This window comes from Streptomyces sodiiphilus, from assembly GCF_039529215.1.
GTDB lineage: Bacteria > Actinomycetota > Actinomycetes > Streptomycetales > Streptomycetaceae > Streptomyces > Streptomyces sodiiphilus.
Window position 1 is genome coordinate 166,740 of sequence record NZ_BAAAMJ010000008.1, and the last position, 18,846, is coordinate 185,585.

Here is an 18,846-nt window from a genome sequence, read left to right on the forward strand (position 1 = left end):
CGCGACCGAGGCGGTGGGCCCGTTCACGTGCCGCCCGCATGACGCCTTCCGCGTCATCGGGCCCGAAGGACCGGTACCCCAGCGCCAGTTCCCCTTCGGGCCCCGGGGACACGGTGCTCCGTGTCCCGGCGGTACCCTGCCGGGGCGGACCACTCGTGGGGCACGAAAGCCGGGCGGACAACCGCCATCGGCCACGGACTCCCCACCACCAGTAGCCCGCCCGACTCAAAAGCCCATTCATTGGTCAACTCCCATGTTCCAGTCACCGACCGGGCGGTCGGCGCGACGGAGGACCGGCTCGCTGCCGCATCCGAGGTCGCCGAGAGGCAGTCCGGCCCGGACGCCGACTTCACCGGCTTCGGTGCCACAAATGTGACACTGCACCGGGTGGACACTCTGCTCCGTCTGGACGACGCCTGCACCGCCATCGAGGTCGCCCAACGCCTGGAGCCGGCCGCTGTCGGTGTCCTAGGCCGCGAACGCCGGGCTCGCCACCTGATCACCGTGGCCCGCGCCCGCGCACTGACCCGCGAACGGGCTCTGGCCGAGCGTGCCCTGCTGGACGCCGATCGGCTGGCCCCGGAGGAGGTGCGCCGGCCGGCGGTGACCCAACTGGTCGGTGAACTCATGGAACTGGCGCCCTCGCCGAGTGCGGACTTGACCGCTCTGGCGGGGCGTTGTGGACTGCGGTCATGACCCGGGTGCTCTATCTCATTGCCACCGCCGCCGGTCCGGCCGAGTACGTGGATCGTGGGGTGCGGGCCGCACGGGAGGCGGGGTGGGATGTGTGCCTGATCCTGTCGCCCACGGCGGCGGGGTGGTGGGAGGGGCGGATGGGGGAGCTGGAGGATTTGACGGGGCATCCAGTGCGGTGGCGCTACACCCGGCCGGGGGAGTCCGGTGGTCTTCCCTCGGCGGACGCGATGCTCGTCGCGCCGCTGACCACCACCAGCGCCTGTCGTTGGGCGGCCGGAATCACCGACACCCTTTCCCTCGGCTTGCCGGCGGAGGGTGTCCACCTGGGGGTGCCGGTGGTCGCCATACCATTCTGGAGCACCGCCCTGGGTGCCCAGCCGGCCGTTCCCCGGGCAGTGGCCATTTTGCGCGAACAGGGCGTCCGCGTCCTTCTCGGCGGCCCGGACGGCTACGAGCCCCACCCGCCGCGCACCGGCGACGCTGCGGCCTTCCCATGGTGCCGAGCCCTCGCAGCATTGCCCTGATCCGACGTCCCGACGGCATGGGCCCTACTGCTGCGGCGGGGTGTCCGGGCGGTGGCAGGGCCGCTGGTTGAAGCCGCGAGACGGGCCATTCGCCCGGCGACTACGCGCCACCCTGCTCGGTCTGACGCGGGCCACTCTGCGGGACGGCCGTGAGCACGCCGTCGACTTCGACACCTTCACTGTGGGAGTGCAAGTCCGCGCGGACGACGGTCATGAGACGTACGTCGCCGTGCGCATCACCGGCTCCGACGAACCTCACCACCATCATCCTGAAGAACGTTCCGGGCTGTGAGGCGGAGGGGCTGGTGCCCGGAATACGCACTCCCCCAGAGGGAGCTTCTTCCGGCGGAACAGGCATGGTCCAACATCATGGAGCCGCGAGCGGCAGCCGAAGCCCTTGGCTGCGTGGTCTGAGGTCTCGTTCACGCGGCACTCACCCACGTCTCGGGTGGGCTCCGGGCTCTGTACCGCCGGACGGCCGGTGGGTGACCGCGTCCTGGCAGCACGCACCGGCCCCCTCCAGTTGTGCACCGTGCGCACTCGGGGTTCTTCGGTTGTGCACCGTGGACATTGGTCCACTGCCCCACGTCTCCTACAGTCCACTTCGCGAGGGGGAAACCCTTCGCGAGGGGGAAGACCGGGGAACGGCCGTGACGGGGGACCCCGGGACGGGGGAAGGGAGACGTGCCGCACCGTGGGGGGGTGCGGCATGTCCATCCCCTCACATTCTCCGGTGTGCCCCGGGCACGGCCGGAACCGCCCCGGGGCGGCTCCGGCTGCCGCGCGGGCGGTCCGTCCGCTCAGCCGGCCGGCTGTCCGGCGCCCGTATGGGGCAGCAACTGCGGGATGTCTCCGGTGAGGTGAAGGGCGTGGACGACGTCGTGGATGCCGGAGCCGGAGGCCATCAGGTCCCGGTTGAGCAGGGTTTCCGCCACGCGCAGGTGTTCCCTGACGGTGGCGCGGCTCCTGCCGAGCCGGCGGGCGGTCTCCTGTGCGTCCGCGTTGGTCTCGATCCAGGCCCGCAGGGTGCCGCGCAGGTCGCGCCCCGAGCCGTCGCGGCGCAATGGTTCGAGGAAGGTGTGCGCCCACTCGGCGGGGGCGTCGTCGGTGTGCAGCACGTCCGCCAGCGTCAGCCCGGGCTCCGCGGGCCCGGCCGGTTCGTCGTCCGGGATGTTCAGGGCCAGCGCGAGCGCGGCGCGGGGGCGGACGTCCCGCAGGTCGAGGCCGAGGGCCTCCTCGGCGCGCCGGACGTGGGCCGTCACCGTGTTCCGGCTGATGCCCAGCATCTGCGCGACTCCGCCCCGGTGGAACTGGAGCGCGAGGTGGGTGACCTCGACCGTGCGGGTGGAGGTGGCGCGCAGCGGCCGGAGGAAGCCGCGGGCCCAGCGGGCGCCCACCTGCCTCGGCAGAACACCCGCCAGCGACGCCTGGCCCTCGTAGGCGACGACCCGGCCGGGGCTGTTGCGGGCCACGGCCAGGGCGTGCCGGGCCTGGTCGTATGCCTCGGCCGTCGCCCGCAGAGGGTGCGGCAGGCTGACGCCGAGCGCGTAGCCGGGGGTGTCGCGCACCAGTCGGCGCAGCCGCTCGGCCAGTCCGGGCTCCCCTGTCCCGGGTAGCGGCCGCTCGTCGCGGATCAGGCAGATCAGGTGCTCGTCGTAGACGGGGCAGCGGAGCAGGAGGCCGTTGCCGTGGTAGCCGGAGGGATCCTGGTGGGCGCGGGCGATGCCGTCGCGCTCGTGCGGGGGACAGTGCAGCAGGTGCAGCCGGACGCGGCCGGAGTCCAGCACTCGCGGGACGGCACCGCTGGTCATCCGGCGTGCCAGGGCGGGCTCGCCGGTCATCAGGGCGACGAACACCGCCAGGCGCAGCTGGTGTGCGGTGCGCTCGAAGGCCCGGAAGCCCTCGTCGGCCTCCCGGGCCCGCCGCAGCACCGGGAGGAGGTGCCCGGCGTGGGAGATGACGGATGCCTCCTCCCGCGTCAGGGCCCGCTCGCTCACCGCGACGAGGACCGGACGCGGCGGCCGGGTGCCGAGTGCCTCCAGACGGATCTGCGCGGACCCCGACTGGGTGACGGCGGAGGTCATCCGCCCCTCGGCCAGCCGGGCGAGCATCGGGCGCACCGCCTCCGGCAGATCGGCCGGGAGACCGGGTGTCGCCATCTCGGTCTCGCCTGTACCGCTGAGCAGGCCGACGGCCGCGCCGGTCCGCCGGTGCAGCCAGTCCAGCAGCCCAGCCAGGTCCGGCGCGGCATCACGCGCGCCCTGCCGCCGCAGCCAGTGCAGCAGCTCGTCCAGCCGGCCGGCGTGCCATTGTGCTTCTGCGGACTCCACGGTCAGACTCCCTCACGACCCGGCAGGAGCCCACGAGGTTAGTACGCGGGTGCGACAGCGGCACCGGCCTCGGTCCCGGAGCCCGTGTCAGGCCCGCCCCGGGGCCGGACCCGACTGGCAGCCGGGACACCAGTAGGCGGGGCGTTCGCGCCCCGGGTCCCCGGATGCCTCAGACACGACCCGCACCGGTGTTCCGCACACCAGGCAGGGGCGTCCGGCCCGCCCGTACACGTACAGGCGCTCGACGCTGCGGGTCCGCATCCGCAGTCCTTCACGGACGGTGGTGGTGCGGGCGGGCCGCTCGCGGTTGGCGTCCAGCAGCCGTTCGGCCGTGGCGACGAGCCCGGGCAGGTCCGGGGCCTCCCCCACCGGCAGCCAGGGGGTGATCCGGGCCAGGAAGCACAGTTCGGCCATGTAGACATTGCCGATGCCGGCCAGGTTCCGCTGGTCCAGCAGGGCCCGGCCGACCGGCCGGGCGGGGTCGTCCAGCAGCCGCCGCAGCGCCTCGTCCCGGTCCCAGTCGGGGCCGAGCAGGTCGGGGCCGAGGTGGCCGACGACCCGCTGCTCGTCGGAGGTGCGCAGCAGGCCGAGCACGGGCAGGCGGTAGCCGACGGCACTGCGGTGCTCGTTGGCGAGGATGGCCCGGATCTGGTGGGCCGGGCCCCCGCGCCAGCGCTCGCCGGGGGCGAACACCTTCCAGGCGCCGTCCATGCGCAGGTGGGAATGCAGGGTCAGCCCGCCCTCGATCCGGGTCAGCAGATGCTTGCCGCGCGGCGTGACGTCCAGGACGTCACGGCCAGTGAGATCGACGGTGGCGAGCTTGGGCACGCGCAGGTCGGAGCGGACGAGCCGCCGTCCGGCGAGGGCGGTGTCGAGCCTGCGGGCGGCCTGCCAGACGGTGTCTCCTTCGGGCATACCTCCATCATGCGCCGCCCGGCCGCCGGTGCCCCTGCCCCGGCAGCGGCACCACCGGCTTCGCGGCGGATCAGTCGCGGTGACCGGCTCCGGTGGTGAGGTCGAGGGCGATGTCGGTGATCATGTCTTCCTGGCCGCCGACCATCTTCCTGCGGCCCACCTCTACGAGGATGGAGCGGGTGTCGAGGCCGTAGCGGGCGGCGGCGGTCTCGGCGTGGCGCAGGAAGCTGGAGTAGACGCCGGCGTAGCCGAGGGTGAGGGTTTCGCGGTCGACCCGGACCTCGCGGTCCTGCAGGGGGCGGACGAGGTCGTCGGCGGCGTCCATGAGGGGAAAGAGATCGCAGCCGTGTTCCCAGCCCATGAGATCGGCCACGGCGACGAACGCTTCGAGCGGACAGTTGCCCGCCCCGGCGCCCTGGCCGGCGAGGGAGGCGTCGACGCGGGTGGCGCCGTTCTCGACGGCGACGACGGTGTTGGCGACGCCGAGGGCGAGGTTGTGGTGGGCGTGGATGCCGGTTTCCGTGTCCGGGTCGAGGATGTCACGGTAGGCGCGGAAGCGTTCGCGTACGCCGTCCATGGTGAGGCGGCCACCGGAGTCGGTGACATAGACGCAGTTGGCGCCGTAGGACTCCATCAGTTTGGCCTGTCGGGCGAGTTCGGCGGGTTCGGCCATGTGGGACATCATCAGGAACCCGGCGACGTCCATGCCCAGCTCGCGCGCGGCGGAGATGTGCTGGGCGGAGATGTCGGCCTCGGTGCAGTGGGTGGCGATCCGCACCGAGCGGATCCCCAGGGAGTGGGCCTGTCCGAGGTCCTTCAGGGTCCCGATGCCGGGCAGCAGCAGCGTGGTGGGCACGGCGTTGCGGGCTGCGTCGGCGACAGCCTCGATCCATTCCCAGTCGGTGTGGGCGCCGACCCCGTAGGTGATGCTGGAGCCGGACAGGCCGTCGCCGTGGGCGATCTCGATGGCGCCGGCCCCGGCGGCGTCGAGGGCGGCGGCGATGGTGCGGGCCTGTTCGACGGAGTAGCGGTGGCGTACGGCGTGCATGCCGTCCCGCAGGGTGACGTCCTGGACGTACAGGGCCGTCGGCTGGTGTGTGCTCATCGGGGAGCCACCTCCTGGATGGGGTGCGTGGCCATGCGTTCGGCGGTGCGCAGGGCGGCGGAGGTCATGATGTCGAGGTTGCCCGCGTAGGCGGGCAGGTAGTGGGCGGCGCCCTCGACCTCGAGGAACACGGACACCCGGGTCGCGGGGCCGGAGGCGGTGGGGGGCAGCAGTGAGCGCAGCGGGTCGTCGTGGGCGACACGGTCGAACTGGACCTTCTGCTTGAGCCGGTAGCCGGGGACGTAGGCCTGGACCCGGGCGGCCATCTCCTCCACCGAGGCGGTGACCGCGGCTTCGTCGCAGTCCCCGGTCAGGCAGTAGACGGTGTCCCGCATGATCAGCGGGGGTTCGGCGGGGTTGAGCACGATGATGGCCTTGCCGCGGGCGGCGCCGCCGACCTTCTCGATGGCCGAGGCGGTCGTCTCGGTGAACTCGTCGATATTGGCCCGGGTGCCGGGTCCGGCGGAGCGCGAGGAGATGGAGGCGACGATCTCTCCGTAGTGGACGGGCGTCACGGCGGCGACCGCGGCGACGATTGGGATGGTGGCCTGGCCGCCGCAAGTGACCATGTTGACGTTGCCGGCGTCCAGGTGTTCGTCCAGGTTGACGGACGGCACCACGTAGGGGCCGAGGGCGGCCGGGGTGAGGTCCACCACCGTGCGGCCGAGCGCGCGCAGCACCCGGTCGTTGTAGCGGTGGGCGCCGGCCGATGTGGCGTCGAAGACGATGCCGATCTCGGCGAACTCGTCCATCCTCACCAGACCGTCGACGCCCTCGTGGGTGGTGGGGACCTTCAGCCGGGCGGCCCTGGCCAGCCCGTCGGAGTCCGGGTCGATGCCGACCACGGCACCCATCCGGAGGACCTCGGAGGTGCGCAGAACCTTGATCATCAGATCGGTGCCGATGTTGCCCGACCCGATGACCGCGACCTTCATCCGGCCCCCGGCGCTCGTGCTGCTCACTGGTTCTCTCCTTCTTCCGGGGCATCCGGGGTACCCGCGGTGTCCTGCGGTGTTTCCGGGGCGAACGCGACGCGTACCGACCCGAGGCCGGAGACGCGGGCCTCGAAGGTGTCGCCGGGGCCGGCGGCCGCCATGGGGCCGAGGGCTCCGGTGAGGACGATGTCGCCGGCGCGCAGCGGATCGCCCACGGAGGCGAGCGTGGACGCGAGCCAGACGGCCGCGTTGAGAGGGCCGCCGAGACAGTCCGCGCCGGTGCCCGAGGAGACCGTCCGCCCGTCGCGGGTCATGGTCATCCGCACGGCGCGCACATCCACCGCGGTCAGCGCCACGGGGGAGGCGCCGAGGACGAACAGGCCCGAGGAGGCGTTGTCGGCGACGGTGTCGACGATGGTGATGTCCCAGCCGGCGATGCGGCTGTCCACGATCTCCAGTGCGGGGAGCGCGAAGTCGACGGCGCGGAGCACATCCGCCACCGTGCACTGCTCGTGCGGCAGGTCTCTGCCCAGCACGAGGGCCACCTCGGCCTCCACCTTGGGCTGGAGAAGCCGCCCGGCGGGCACGGTGGCGCCGTCGGGAATCGCCATGTCGGAGAGCAAGGCGCCGAAGTCCGGCTGGTCGACGCCCAGCTGCCGCTGCACCGCCGGGGAGGTCAGCCCGATCTTGCGACCCACCACCCGGCGCCCGCCCGCTGCGAGCGCGCGTTCGAGGTTGAGGCGCTGCACGGCATAGGCGTCCGCGATGCCGCCCTTGGCGAGCAGGGACCGTACCGGCGGGCAGGGCACCCCGCTGCGGGACGCGGCGGCCAGGGCATCGGCGGCCTCGGTCACCGCCGGGGGCGGGGGTGCGGCGGGCGGGGGTGTCGTCGGCATGGCAACTCCAGGGGAAGGCCGGGAACGGGTGCGGGTGTGATGCGGTCCGGTATAGACGCGACGGGCAGGCATGAGCAATTCTTGTTCCGTGACACGGAACGCTGACCAGGGCAATATGCTGGACAAAGCCGCAGCTATCCTCGACTGTTTCCGCCCGGACGGGGGTACGTACCGCCTGGCGGAACTGGCTGAGCGCACCGGCTTCAGCAAGACCACCGCGCACCGGTTGTCCGCGGACCTGGTCCGCCTGGGTTTTCTGGAGCGCGAGGGCGTCGGCTACCGGCTCGGCGGCAGGCTCTTCGAGCTCGGCACCCTGGTGCCCCGGCGCCACGGGCTGCGCGAGACGGCGCTCCCTTTCGTGCAGGACCTGTACGAGGCCACCCACGAGACCGTGCACCTCGGCGTCGTGGAGGGCCGGGACGTGGTCTACGTGGAGCGGATCCACGGCCACGACCCGCTGCCGCTGCCCTCCCGGGTGGGCGGCAGACTGCCGCTGCACTGTACGGGCGTAGGCAAGGCCCTGCTGGCGTTCTCCGGCCCCGAGCTCACCGAGCTCGCGTTCGCCGAGCCGCCGCTGACCGGCCTCACGCCGTACTCGATCACCGACCCGGACAGGCTGCGCACCGCCGTCGAGCAGGTCCAGGCCTCCGGCCTGGCCTACGAGGAGCAGGAGGCCGCCCTGGGGGTGTGCTGCATCGCCGCCCCCGTCTTCGACGGCGGCGGCACGGCGGTCGCCGCGCTCTCCGTCGCCGTCCCACGGGCCAGGTTCCGCCCCGCCCGGCTCGCTCCGGCCGTGCGCACCGCCGCACTCGGCCTCTCCCGGACCCTGCGGCGGCACGGCTGACGAACGACCGCACCGGTCTGTTCCGGACACCTGTGCCGAGGGCCCCGGAGCGATCCGGGGCCCTCGATCTGCCGGAGGCTCATTCGGCAAGGAACAGCTTCGTCTGTGCGGTGAATTCGGCCGCCCGCTCGATCTGCATCCAGTGGCCGGTGTGCGGGAGCACGTGGAGCCGGGCGTTCGGCAGATTCTCGGCCAGGTAGTAGCCGGCCGCCACCGGAAGCATGCGGTCCTCACGGCCGTGCAGGACGAGGGCCTGATGGGGGATGGCGGCCAGTTCGTCCTCGGTGAACGTGGCCGCCCCGTACTCGGGAACGAACGTCCCCAGGTGCGAGCGGCGCACGTCGTCGCGGGTGGCCAGCGCGACCCGGTTCCGTGCGATCTCCTCCAGCTTGCCGGCGAAGAGGCCGGGGTCGTCGACGAAGCGCAGGAGGAGGTCGGCCATCGCCTCGGGCGACGGGTCCTGGTAGAAGGTGATCAGCTTCATCAGGTCCGGGCCCGGCGGGATCGGTGCTCCGCCGCTGCCCATCAGGACCATCCTGTCGATTCGGGAGGGGTCCGTCCGGGCGACGCGGAGCGTGATCATCCCGCCCATCGAGTTGCCGACGAAGTGCGCCTTCGTGATGCCCAAAGCGTCGAGCAGACCGACGAGTGACCGGGCACGCACGGTGGTGTACTCCGGCATGCCGCCGGCCGGGGCGGGGTCCGGATGCTCGGAGTCGCCGAACCCCAGGACGTCGGGTGCGACGCAGTAGTAGTCCTCGGCGAACACGGGCATCAGGTGCTCCCAGTTGGAGGCCGCGCTGACCCCCGGCCCCGAGCCGTGGACGAAGAGGATCGCGGGCTTGGACGGGTCGCCGCAGGTGTGCACCCGCAGCCGGTGCCCGCCTGCCCGGACGTCCTGGGTGCGGATGTCCCGGTTGCCGGCAGAGCCCCCGGTCACCGGGCGGCCTTCTCCGCCGCCGCTTCCTGCATCTCCTGGCCGCGTCCGGCCAGCTCGACCAGGGCCGTGCCGAGCTCCATCGGGTTCTTGTGGCCCCACGCGCTGATGGAGTCGTACTCAGCGATCTCCCAGGTGTCGTCGTCCTCGATGATCAGCCCGCCCCAGCCGTATTCGACCGCGATGCCCGACGGGGAGTGCGCGTAGAAGGAGAACATCCTGTCGTTGGGGTGCATGCCCATCGTGTGAAGCAGCGGGACCCGCGACTCCACGACGCGGTCGTAGGCCCAGCCCACATCGGACATGTTGTTGTTCTCGATCAGGAAGTGGTGGAGCTTGAACGGCGCCGGCATCTCCGCGAAGGCCAGGGTGTGATGGCGGCCGTTGCAGTGGGTGAAGGCGGCATCGACGAAGAGGCCGGGCGCCACCTCGTCCTTGATGTAGTCCGACAGCTTGAAGCCGAGGTGGCCGTAGAAGTCGAGCATCCGCTCGCGGCCGCCACCCGGCGTGCAGAGCAGGAACATGTGGCCGGCGCCGCCCTGGCGGGTCTGGAAGCCGTACTTGTTGACCTCGTTGGCGTAGGGCTCGTCGGCCTTCTTCAGGCCGTTGATCAGCTCGACGCGGTTCCCCTCGGGGTCCGCGGTGACATGGATGCGGGCCACTCCGCGCTCGGCCGCGAGTCCGGCATCGGAGTCGGTGACGTCGTGCCCCGCATCGCGCAGCAGCGCGACGACCTCGTCGAGGTCCGCGTCGGAGCCGCAGTCGAAGCCGGCGAAGGCCAGGTCGTTGCGGGGGCCGCGCACGATGATCGTGCGGTGGACGCGGTCGTCGAGCCGGAAGGTGCGTATGTCCTCCTCGTGACGGGCCGGCATGAGGCCGAGGAGCTGTCCGGCGAAGCCGCTCCACGCGTCCAGGTCGTCGGCCTCGATGCCGACGTAGGAGAGTTCCTTGATCGTTGCGGTCACGTCTGTTTCCTTCGGGTGGCGGGTGGTGGTCAGGCGGGAACGGAGAGACCGGTGGGATCGGCCGCGGCCACGAAGCGGTCGGGGCGCACGGCGATCACGCGGGCGCCGTGCTCGCGCAGCCAGTCGAGGAGGGTTCCGTCGATGTCGACGATCTCGTCGGGGGTCTCGGTGCCCTTGTCGGCGGCGCGGACGGCGAGGAAGCGCGCACCGAGGGCCTGCCAGCCGGCCTTCTCCTCGGCCGACAGCACGGCCGCCGGGTCGATGTTGTCGCCGAGCACGACGAACCCGTCGCCGAGCAGGTCGTCGAGGCGGCCGATGAGGCCGTTGACGGAGGCGGCGCGCGGCTGCGGAATCATCTTGCCGACCGCGTTGCCGGGTGCCGCGTCACCCGTGAACCAGCCGGCGACGTAGAAGGGAGGCCACAGCAGCGGCGGCAGTTCGTCCGACTGGGCGGCCAGCGCGGCCTTCTCCTCGTCGGTGAGTTCCTGCTTGATGATGCGGCCCAGCTGGACGGAGACCTCGGTGTAGAAGTCGACATTGGGGCGGCGTTCCGCCTCGTAGCTGTCGAGGATCGTGGCCGGGAGCGAGCCGCCGAGCACGCCGGCGAGCTTCCACGCGATGTTGAAGGCGTCGCGGATGCCCGACTGCATGCCCGACCCGGCCCAGGGCGGCATCAGGTGCGCGGCGTCGCCGAGCAGGAAGACGCGCTCGCCGAGGCGCCACGACTCCGCGGAACGGATGTGGTGGCTGTAGAAGGCGTGGCCGTGGATCTCGACGTCGTCGCGCGAGACCCCGACCGACTCCAGCAGTGGCCAGACGTCCTCATGGGTGGCGAAGTCCGCGTCGGTCTCCCCGGGCTTGAGCGGGATCTCCCAGCGGTGGTTGTCCCGGCCGAGCGCGATGTCGACGACGGGGCGCTCCCGGTCGGACCAGAAGGTGAGGATGTGGCGGTCGGGCCACCAGCGCTTGACCTTGCCGTCGATGACGACCCAGCGGACGTCCAGGGTGTCGCCGAGGAGGTTGACACCCAGGCGCTCGCGGGTGGCGGGTTCGCCGCCGTGGCAGGCGAGGACGTACCGGGCCCGCGTCGTGGAGGACTCACCGGTGGCGAGGTCGCGCGTGGTGAGCGTGACGCCGTCGGCGTCCTGGGCCGCATCGGTCACCTCGACGCCGTACGTGACCTTGATGCTGTCGCCGAACCGCTCGGCCCCGTCGCGGAGGGTCTGCTCCATGGCGGGCTGGTAGATCGCGTACGAGGTCGCGTGGCCGAGCCGGCCGGGCGGGAACGGCAGGCGCATCAGCTCGGTGCCGTCGTAGGTGATCCAGCGCAGGGCGACCGTGGGATCCATGTCGGCCTTGACGCGTTCGTCGAGTCCGATCTGCTGGAAGAGGCGCATCGTCCAGTCGTTGACCGTGACGGCGCGGGCACGGTTGTAGATGTCGCGTTCGCGCTCGAACGCCGTGGCGCTGACGCCGAGCGAGCCGAGTGCGTTGGCGGCTGCGACACCCGTGGGCCCGTAACCGATGATCGCGACGTCGGTGTCGTAATCGTGAGGACGCATGCATGCCCCGGTTCTGTATCGAATGTTCCAGACAGAATATTGGGGACCATTAGAGGTGCCCGAAATGGGGGTGTCAAGAGTCTGGAGCGATCGATCCAGTAGAATCCGGGAATGCCGACAACAGCTGCCGGGCGCCAGAACAAGCGCCGACTCCAGGGCGAGCGATCGCGCGACGAGATCCTCGACGCCGCCGCACACATGATGTCGCTGCGCGGCTTCGACGGGACGAGCATCGCCGACATCGCCCGGGAGTCAGGGCTGCCCAACAGCTCGATCTACTGGCACTTCAACTCCAAGCTGGGCGTCCTCGCCGCGGTCATGGAACGCGGGGCCGACCGCTTCTTCGCGAGCGTCAGCACGCCGGAACCGGAGCCGGGCGACACACCGGAGACGTACCTGCGCCGCGCCCTCGACGAAGCGGGCGCCGCGTTCACCGGGCATCCCGAGTTCCTGCGGCTGTTCGTCCTGCTCCTGCTGAGCAGCAGCGCCCGGGAGACGACCGAGATCGTCGAACGGGTGCGCACGCACGCACGCTCCAACCTCCACGCACTGCTCAGCCACGCCTTCAGCACCATCGCCCCCGAGCGGGCCGCCCGGGCGCCCGACGACACCGTCGACTTCGCGCTCGCGGGCTTCGACGGCGCCTTTCTGGCTCTCCAGGCGAACCCCGCCGTCACGCACGGGTACCTCATGGAGCAGCTCGCCGTCGCACTGTCGGCCCTCGGCCGGAAGACACTCGACGCCTGACCGGGACCGGCCGGCACGAGCACCGGCTCTAGGCTTCCGCGTATGGCGGACTCCCCTCGCGCGACAGGAACCCAGACACTCGCCCGCGGTCTGCGCGCCCTGCAGATCGTCAGCACGGCGAGCGACGGCCTGACCATCCAGGAGGTCGCCGGGGAACTGGACGTCCACCGGTCGATCGCCTCACGACTGCTCTCGACCCTCGCGGACTTCCATCTCGTGACACGCGGCAGCGACGGCCGCTACCGCACCGGCACCGGACTCGCCGCACTCGCCACGGGCATCCACGCGACCCTGCGCGCGACCGCGGAACCGGTCATGCACGAACTCGCGGCCGATCTCGGCGCCACGGTCTCACTCCTGGTGATCGAGGGCAGCCAGGCAGTCGCCCTTTCCGTGGTCGAGCCGCCGGGAGCGTCGTACCGGCTCAGCTTCAAGACGGGCAGCCGGCACCCGCTGGGACGCGGCTCGGCCGGGGTCGCCCTGCTCGCGGCGCAGTCCCCCTCCCCCGGCGAGGCCACGGCCGTCACCGAGGCTCGCGAGCGCGGCTTCGCCGCGACGTTCGGCGAAGTCGAGCCCGGCGCACACGGAGTGGCGGTGCCCATCACGGCCGAGGGCCTCCCGGCCGCCTGTCTCAACCTGATCACCTCACGTGCCGAGGTCGCCGGGCGGGCCGCGCCGCCGCTCATGGCCGCGGCCGCACGGCTGCGCGGCGACCTCGCCTGAGAACCGCGGCGCGCGGCCCCCTCTTGACATTGCCCCCGCTGCACGCGTTCCATGTCCACCACGTGCAAATATCGACGAGAGCCGTGCATATATTGCACAAGGAGCGGATCATGTCAGTCACGAAGGAATCCGCAGCGCGCACCATCGCCCTCCCCTCGGGCCTGCGCATGCGGTACTACGAGGCGGGGGAGAGCGGTGCCGTGCCAGTCGTCCTGCTGCACGGCTCCGGCCCCGGCGCGACCGGGTGGTCGAACTTCTCGGGCAACATCGGCGAGATCTCCGACGCCGGGTTCCGCGTCCTCGCCCCCGACATGCCGGGGTGGGGCGACTCCGACCCCCAGGCGACACGGGACATGGACCACTCCGGGACGCTGGTCGAATTCCTCGACGCCCTGGACCTGCCGGAAGCAGCCCTCGTCGGCAACTCGATGGGAGCCCATACCGCCATCCGCTTCGCGACCCTGCATCCCCGGCGCCTCACCCACCTGGTGACGATGGGGGCCTCGCTCGGCCGCGGACCGGCCACCCTCTTCGGCGCCGGCGACGGGCCGAGCGAAGGACTGAAGGTTCTCGTCAGGGCCTACAAGGACGCGAGCCCGGAGAACATGAAGGCACTCGTCGAGATCATGACCTACGACAAGGAGCGCTTCGCGACCCCGGAGCTGACCCGGGCCCGCTCCCGGGCGGCGCTCGCACGACCCGACCACCTCAGGAACTACGTCGAAGGCCTCGCACACGGCGCCCCGATCCCGGTGAAGGTCGACCGCGACAAGATCCCCGGCATCCAGGCGCCGACCCTGCTGATCCACGGCAAGGACGACCGGGTCCTCCACTACGAGATCAGCCTGTGGCTCCTGGCCAACATCCCCGACTCACGGCTGGTGCTCCTCAACCGCTGCGGCCACTGGGCGATGATCGAGCACGCCGCGGAGTTCAACCGCCTCGTAGTCGACTTCCTGACGCACAACTGAGCCGGAGCGGACGCAGCCCATGACCACTGTGGACACCGACGTCATCGTCATCGGAGCCGGGCCCGTCGGCCTCACCCTCGCCAACCTGATCGGCGTGCGCGGCCACCGGGCCACCGTTCTCGAGGCCCGCCACGAACTGATCGACTACCCCCGCGGCGTAGGGCTCGACGACGAATCCGTCCGCACCCTGTGCACGGCCGGCCTGTGGGAACGGATCCGGCCGTACACGGTCCCGCATCACGTGGTCCGGCTGGTCAACGGCGCGGGCCGGGTACTGGCCACCAACGACCCGAAGACCCGGGAGTTCGGCCACCCGCGCAAGCACGGCTTCATCCAACCGCTGGTGGACAGGGAGCTCGCCGCCGGCCTCGCCCGGTTTCCCGGCACCGGACTGCGCTTCGGCCACCGGGTTGTGGGGCTGGAGGACCGCGGCGACCACGTCGCCGTCACCGCCGAGCGGCTCGACGCCGACGACCGCGGCACCGGGGAGGTCACCCTCACCGCCAGGTACGCCGTGGGCTGCGAAGGCGGCAGCTCCTTCACCCGTAAGTGGATGGGAACGCGGTTCGAGGGCAAGTCGCCCCCGGCCCGATGGGTGGTCATCGACGTCGAGAACGACCCGATCGGCACCCCCTCGGTCTACCTCGGCGCCGACCCCCGCAGGCCGTACGTGTCCATCGGTCTCCCGCAGGGCATCCGGCGCTGGGAGTTCATGCTTCGCGACGACGAGCCCACCGAATCGGTGGACAGCCCCGCCTTCCTGCACTCCCTGCTCGAACGCCACGTCCCCGACCCGGCGGCGCTGACGGTCATCAACCAGCGCACCTTCACCCACCACGGCCGCGTGGCCGCCGAGTTCCGCAAGGGCCGCGTCTTCATCGCCGGTGACGCCGCCCACCTGATGCCGGTCTGGCTCGGTCAGGGCTGGAACTCCGGCATCCGCGACGCGACGAACCTCGCCTGGAAGCTCACAGCCGTTCTCGGCGGCGACGCCGACGACACCCTCCTGGACACCTACGGCGAGGAACGCCGCAAGCACGCCTCCGACATGATCGACGTGAACATGGCCGCCGGCAGCGTCATGAAGATGGGCCGCCTCGGCGGCAGGCTCCGCGACGTGGCCGCCTCCGCGCTCAACATCGTTCCGAAGTGGAAGTCGTACTTCACCGAGCTGCGGTTCAAGCCCATGCCCCGCTATGCCACCGGCGTCGTCGTCGACCAGGTCACCCTCACCCCGGGCAGGGCGGAAGCCGGTCTCAAGCGCGGCCGGCTGGCGCCGTTCACCGACTCCGCCGGCGCACTCTCGCCGGTCGGACTTCAGTTCATCCAGCCGCGGGTCAACACATCCGGCGCCACCGGCATTCTTCTCGACGAGGCCATCGGCGACTGGTGGACACTGGCGACCTGGGGCACCGACCCGACGGCCTTCCTCTCCCCCGCCGACCTCGCGCTCATCCGCCGTCACCGGATCGCACTGGTCTCCTTCACGCCCGAGACCCAGCGCACCTGGGCCGAGAAGCGGTACGCCGGCTCCCCGGCACCGGTCATTGTCGTCGGCGACAGAACCGGGGCACTCAAGGACTGGTTCGACGTCCGCGCCTGCGGCCTGGTCGTCCTGCGCCCGGACCGCTTCGTCGCCGCCGCCTCCCTCGCCCAGCAGGCCTCCCGGACCCTCGCGGCCGTCGTCGCGGCGGGGTCGCTCGTCAAGGAAGGAACCCCGGCATGAGCCTCGCCCTTGTCACCATGTCCCACAGTCCCCTGCTGAAGTACGCCGATCCGCCCGCCGAGGTGGCCGATGCCGTCCAGGACGCCTTCGGCGCCGCGCGTGCCTTCGTCCAGGAGTACGACCCCACACTGGTCGTCTCCTTCGCGCCCGACCACTACAACGGCTTCTTCTACGACCTGATGCCGCCGTTCTGCATCGGCTACCGGGCAGAAGGGGTCGGTGACTACGGCACTGCCGAGGGGCCACTGGACGTTCCGGCCGAGCGCGCCGAGGAACTGGCCCAGTGGGTCGCCGAACGTGACATCGACGTGGCCGTCTCCCGACGGATGCAGATCGACCACGGAGCGGTCCAGCCACTGGAGGTCCTCTTCGGAACGCTCACCGCCGTGCCGACCATCCCGGTCTTCGTCAACGGCGTGGCCAGGCCCTTCGTGACGATGCGCCGGGTCCGCCGCCTCGGCGAGGCCATCGGCGGCTTCCTCACCACGCTCCGGAACGAGCGCGTGCTCGTCATCGGATCGGGAGGTCTCTCCCACGACCCCCCGGTACCGCAGTGGGCCACGGCCGACGACACCGTTCGCGCCATGCTGCTCGACGGCAGGCACCCCACGGCCGCGGCACGCGAGGCCCGGCAGCGGCGGGTCATCGACACGGGGAGAGCCTTCGCCGCGGGCACCGCCAGCATCAAGGACCTCAACCCCGAGTGGGACCGGGCCCTGATGACCACCCTTGCCTCGGGAGACCTCTCCCCGATCGACGCGATGACACCCGAGCGGATGGCCGAGGAAGCCGGCAACTCCTCCCACGAGGTCCGCACCTGGGTCGCCGCCTTCGCGGCGCTCGGTGCCGCCGGCCCCTACAACGTGACATACGAGTTCTACCGGCCGATCCGGGAGTACATCGCCGGCTTCGGGGTCATGACAGCACGCACCGCGCCCTGACCGGACCGGCTGCCCCCGCCGGGCCGTCTCGCGTCTCAGGCACTCCCCTCGTCCAGTACGGTGACCGGCTCGGCGGCGTGCAGCCGGAGCACCTGCCCGTCGTCCAGGCTCAGCAGAACGGCCAGTCCGCCCGAGGTGTAGTGCTCGGCGCGCACGCCGCGGATAGTCCGCCACTCCTCCCGCAGCCGGACGCGCTGCCCCGGACGGACGGTCACCGCCGCGACCGTCGTCCCGGCCGGGACGGGGACGACGTCCGGGGCCTTCAGCTCGGCCCACACCGTCTTGCCGACCGCCCCCACGCACTCCTGGACGCCCCAGCGGTGGGCCAGCAAGTCCACGAGCAACAGCCCTCGCCCGCCCGTCTCGTCCTCGGCGGGGCTTCGCACCTGGGGCCTGCCCCCGCCGGCGTCGCTCACCTCCAGCCGCAGCAGGCCGTCCTCCTCGGAACGCGCGATGCGCACACCTACCTGTCCCCCGCCGGGGTCGGGGGCCTTGAGCGCGTTGGTGACCAGTTCCGACAGCACCAACTCGGCCGCGTCGCAGGCTTCCTGGCCGACGCACCAGCAGTCCAGCACAGCGTGCAGCAGCGCTCGGGCTCTGGGCACGCTGCTGGAGCAACGAGCGAGACGGCAGGTGATGTCGTGCAGTGCGGCCATGACAGCCCCCAATGGTCGATCGCCGGTGGCGGGATTCGCGCGGTACAGCAGGGTTGAGCTGCCCGCCGTACGAAGCGTGACGGCACGGACACAGCTGGCGCAACGTTGAATGGCGCATCGACGCACGATTCACCCGTTCGGGTATTTGCGAGGCCACCAGCCTTCGCGCTCTGATAGGCAGTTGCTTATGCCAACCGTGAAACCGTCAACCGTGCTGGGGCGCCAACTCGGCGACGAACTGCGCAGATACCGAGAGCGGGCCCGGCTTTCGACAGCTGACGCCGCAGCAGTTCTCGACTGCACGAAGGGAAAGATCAGCCGCATCGAGAACGGCCACGTGCCCGTCCGTTCCCCGGATCTGAACGCTCTCGTGCACGCGTACGGCATTGAGGATCCGCAGGTGTGCGAGCGCCTCGGCACCCTGGCGCGCCGGGCGAACCGGCGGCGCCGGGAGGGGTGGTGGCACCAGTACGACCCCGTTCTCGGCGACACCTACAGGGACCAGATCGAGATGGAGTCCATCTGTGACCGCCTCAGGACGTACCAGGTACAACTGGTTCCCGGCCTTCTGCAGACCGCCGAGTACGGCAGAGCTGTCACCGTCGCCTCCCGCACCTGGCAGACGCCCGAGGAGATCGACCAGTTCGTGAACGTACGGCTTGCCAGACAGAAACGGCTCACCGGGGAATCGCCCATGGAGTTCTGGGCCGTGCTCGCCGAAGGAGCACTGCACCAACAGGTCGGCGGTCCCTCGGTGATGCGTGCGCAGCTCGAGTATCTACTCACCATGGCCGAGCAGCCCAACGTGACCGTCCAGGTGCTCCCGTTCTCGCGCGGCGCGCACTCGAGTATGTTCGGCCCGTACCTGCTGATGAGCTTCCCGCAAGTGGCATCGCTCGACCTGGTCCTCACGGAGACTCCGAGCGGCAACATCTGGCTGGAGAGGGAACCCGAGGTCACGTGTTACCGCGCGCTCTTCGATGACGCACGCACGACAGCACTGCCACCGGCGGAGTCGCTCGCACTCATCCGGCGCCTCGCCAAGGAGTACACGTCATGACACCCGGAGCCGTTACAGATCCGCTTGCAGCGGAAGCGATATGGCGCACCAGCAACCACAGCGGCGGTCAGGGTGACTGCGTCGAAGTGGCGGGCAACGTCGCGGACGTCGTTCCCGTCCGTGACAGCAAGCGGCCCTCGGGACCTGTCCTCGCGTTCCGCCACGAGGCGTGGAACGCCTTCCTCGACCGGTTGCGCTGAGCCGGACCGTCCGCCGGGGCGCCCGCCCGTCTGTCCGCTGCGGAAGAGCCGCCAGGTGGCCAGGGCGGTGTCCGCCGGCGGGCGGGGGTCCAGGCGGTGATGGCGCCGGTCGG

20 protein-coding genes are annotated in these 18,846 nt (G+C 71.2%); 11 read left to right on the forward strand and 9 right to left on the reverse strand.

The window, feature by feature from the left end:
- Positions 1-387 precede the first annotated feature (387 nt).
- From ABD299_RS04030 to ABD299_RS04040, 3 genes are all read left to right on the forward strand, one after another.
- Positions 388-696: a hypothetical protein gene (locus ABD299_RS04030; protein ID WP_344258885.1), complete on the forward strand. Its 309-nt coding sequence runs from the start codon at positions 388-390 to the stop codon at positions 694-696.
- On the forward strand, positions 693-1,220 hold the full coding sequence (locus ABD299_RS04035) for a flavoprotein (RefSeq protein ID WP_344258886.1): 528 nt from the start codon (positions 693-695) through the stop codon (positions 1,218-1,220). The genes ABD299_RS04030 and ABD299_RS04035 overlap by 4 nt, the downstream gene beginning before the upstream one ends.
- A gap of 67 nt (positions 1,221-1,287) precedes the next feature.
- The gene (locus ABD299_RS04040) at positions 1,288-1,512 is read left to right on the forward strand and encodes a hypothetical protein (RefSeq protein ID WP_344258887.1); all 225 of its coding nucleotides are present in this window, start codon (positions 1,288-1,290) and stop codon (positions 1,510-1,512) included.
- A gap of 508 nt (positions 1,513-2,020) precedes the next feature.
- On the opposite strand, the gene ABD299_RS04045 is transcribed toward ABD299_RS04040, so the two are convergent.
- From ABD299_RS04045 to ABD299_RS04065, 5 genes are all read right to left on the reverse strand, one after another.
- Positions 2,021-3,550: a helix-turn-helix domain-containing protein gene (locus ABD299_RS04045; protein WP_344258888.1), complete on the reverse strand. Its 1,530-nt coding sequence runs from the start codon at positions 3,548-3,550 to the stop codon at positions 2,021-2,023.
- A gap of 87 nt (positions 3,551-3,637) precedes the next feature.
- Positions 3,638-4,465, reverse strand: a complete 828-nt coding sequence (locus tag ABD299_RS04050; protein ID WP_344258889.1) for a DNA-formamidopyrimidine glycosylase family protein — start codon at positions 4,463-4,465, stop codon at positions 3,638-3,640.
- Between the two features lie 70 nt (positions 4,466-4,535).
- Entirely contained in the window at positions 4,536-5,570 is a 1,035-nt protein-coding gene (gene dmpG, locus ABD299_RS04055) for a 4-hydroxy-2-oxovalerate aldolase (RefSeq protein WP_344258891.1), read from the reverse strand.
- Positions 5,567-6,505 carry an acetaldehyde dehydrogenase (acetylating) gene (locus ABD299_RS04060; protein ID WP_344259026.1) on the reverse strand — a complete coding sequence of 313 codons (939 nt, stop codon included), beginning with the start codon at positions 6,503-6,505 and terminating at the stop codon, positions 5,567-5,569. The genes dmpG and ABD299_RS04060 overlap by 4 nt, the downstream gene beginning before the upstream one ends.
- Positions 6,506-6,528: 23 nt before the next feature.
- Complete coding sequence (locus ABD299_RS04065) at positions 6,529-7,401, reverse strand: 2-keto-4-pentenoate hydratase (protein ID WP_344258893.1); 873 nt, start codon at positions 7,399-7,401, stop codon at positions 6,529-6,531.
- Positions 7,402-7,516: 115 nt separating this feature from the next.
- Between ABD299_RS04065 and ABD299_RS04070 the strand changes: the two genes are divergently transcribed.
- Positions 7,517-8,245, forward strand: coding sequence for an IclR family transcriptional regulator (locus ABD299_RS04070; RefSeq protein WP_344259028.1), 729 nt, complete (start codon positions 7,517-7,519; stop codon positions 8,243-8,245).
- Between the two features lie 79 nt (positions 8,246-8,324).
- Here ABD299_RS04070 and ABD299_RS04075 read toward each other — a convergent pair whose 3' ends face one another.
- The 3 genes from ABD299_RS04075 to ABD299_RS04085 are packed head-to-tail and all read right to left on the reverse strand — an operon-like array spanning position 8,325 to position 11,709.
- Positions 8,325-9,185, reverse strand: coding sequence for an alpha/beta fold hydrolase (locus ABD299_RS04075; protein ID WP_344258894.1), 861 nt, complete (start codon positions 9,183-9,185; stop codon positions 8,325-8,327).
- Positions 9,182-10,147 carry a VOC family protein gene (locus ABD299_RS04080; RefSeq protein ID WP_344258895.1) on the reverse strand — a complete coding sequence of 322 codons (966 nt, stop codon included), beginning with the start codon at positions 10,145-10,147 and terminating at the stop codon, positions 9,182-9,184. The genes ABD299_RS04075 and ABD299_RS04080 overlap by 4 nt, the downstream gene beginning before the upstream one ends.
- 29 nt (positions 10,148-10,176) lie before the next feature.
- A complete protein-coding gene (locus ABD299_RS04085) occupies positions 10,177-11,709 on the reverse strand; it encodes an FAD-dependent monooxygenase (RefSeq protein ID WP_344258896.1) in 1,533 nt (510 codons plus the stop codon).
- Positions 11,710-11,820: 111 nt separating this feature from the next.
- Between ABD299_RS04085 and ABD299_RS04090 the strand changes: the two genes are divergently transcribed.
- The 5 genes from ABD299_RS04090 (at position 11,821) to ABD299_RS04110 (ending at position 16,817) form a co-directional block, all read left to right on the forward strand.
- Positions 11,821-12,456: a TetR/AcrR family transcriptional regulator gene (locus ABD299_RS04090; protein WP_344258897.1), complete on the forward strand. Its 636-nt coding sequence runs from the start codon at positions 11,821-11,823 to the stop codon at positions 12,454-12,456.
- A gap of 42 nt (positions 12,457-12,498) precedes the next feature.
- Complete coding sequence (locus ABD299_RS04095; protein ID WP_344258898.1) at positions 12,499-13,179, forward strand: IclR family transcriptional regulator; 681 nt, start codon at positions 12,499-12,501, stop codon at positions 13,177-13,179.
- Positions 13,180-13,289: 110 nt separating this feature from the next.
- Positions 13,290-14,150: an alpha/beta fold hydrolase gene (locus ABD299_RS04100; RefSeq protein WP_344258899.1), complete on the forward strand. Its 861-nt coding sequence runs from the start codon at positions 13,290-13,292 to the stop codon at positions 14,148-14,150.
- Between the two features lie 19 nt (positions 14,151-14,169).
- A complete protein-coding gene (gene mhpA / locus ABD299_RS04105; protein ID WP_344258900.1) occupies positions 14,170-15,876 on the forward strand; it encodes a bifunctional 3-(3-hydroxy-phenyl)propionate/3-hydroxycinnamic acid hydroxylase MhpA in 1,707 nt (568 codons plus the stop codon).
- Positions 15,873-16,817 carry a 3-carboxyethylcatechol 2,3-dioxygenase gene (locus tag ABD299_RS04110; protein ID WP_344258901.1) on the forward strand — a complete coding sequence of 315 codons (945 nt, stop codon included), beginning with the start codon at positions 15,873-15,875 and terminating at the stop codon, positions 16,815-16,817. Before mhpA ends, ABD299_RS04110 begins: the two co-directional genes overlap by 4 nt.
- Positions 16,818-16,852: 35 nt before the next feature.
- Here the strand turns inward: ABD299_RS04110 and ABD299_RS04115 are convergent, their stop codons facing one another.
- Complete coding sequence (locus ABD299_RS04115) at positions 16,853-17,473, reverse strand: ATP-binding protein (RefSeq protein ID WP_344258902.1); 621 nt, start codon at positions 17,471-17,473, stop codon at positions 16,853-16,855.
- A 187-nt stretch (positions 17,474-17,660) separates the two neighbouring features.
- Here ABD299_RS04115 and ABD299_RS04120 point away from each other — a divergent pair, with 187 nt between their 5' ends.
- Both ABD299_RS04120 and ABD299_RS04125 read left to right on the forward strand, forming a co-directional pair.
- Positions 17,661-18,533 (forward strand): helix-turn-helix domain-containing protein, encoded by an 873-nt coding sequence (locus ABD299_RS04120; protein WP_344258903.1) that lies wholly within the window; start codon positions 17,661-17,663, stop codon positions 18,531-18,533.
- Complete coding sequence (locus ABD299_RS04125; RefSeq protein WP_344258904.1) at positions 18,530-18,733, forward strand: DUF397 domain-containing protein; 204 nt, start codon at positions 18,530-18,532, stop codon at positions 18,731-18,733. The genes ABD299_RS04120 and ABD299_RS04125 overlap by 4 nt, the downstream gene beginning before the upstream one ends.
- Positions 18,734-18,846 lie beyond the last annotated feature (113 nt).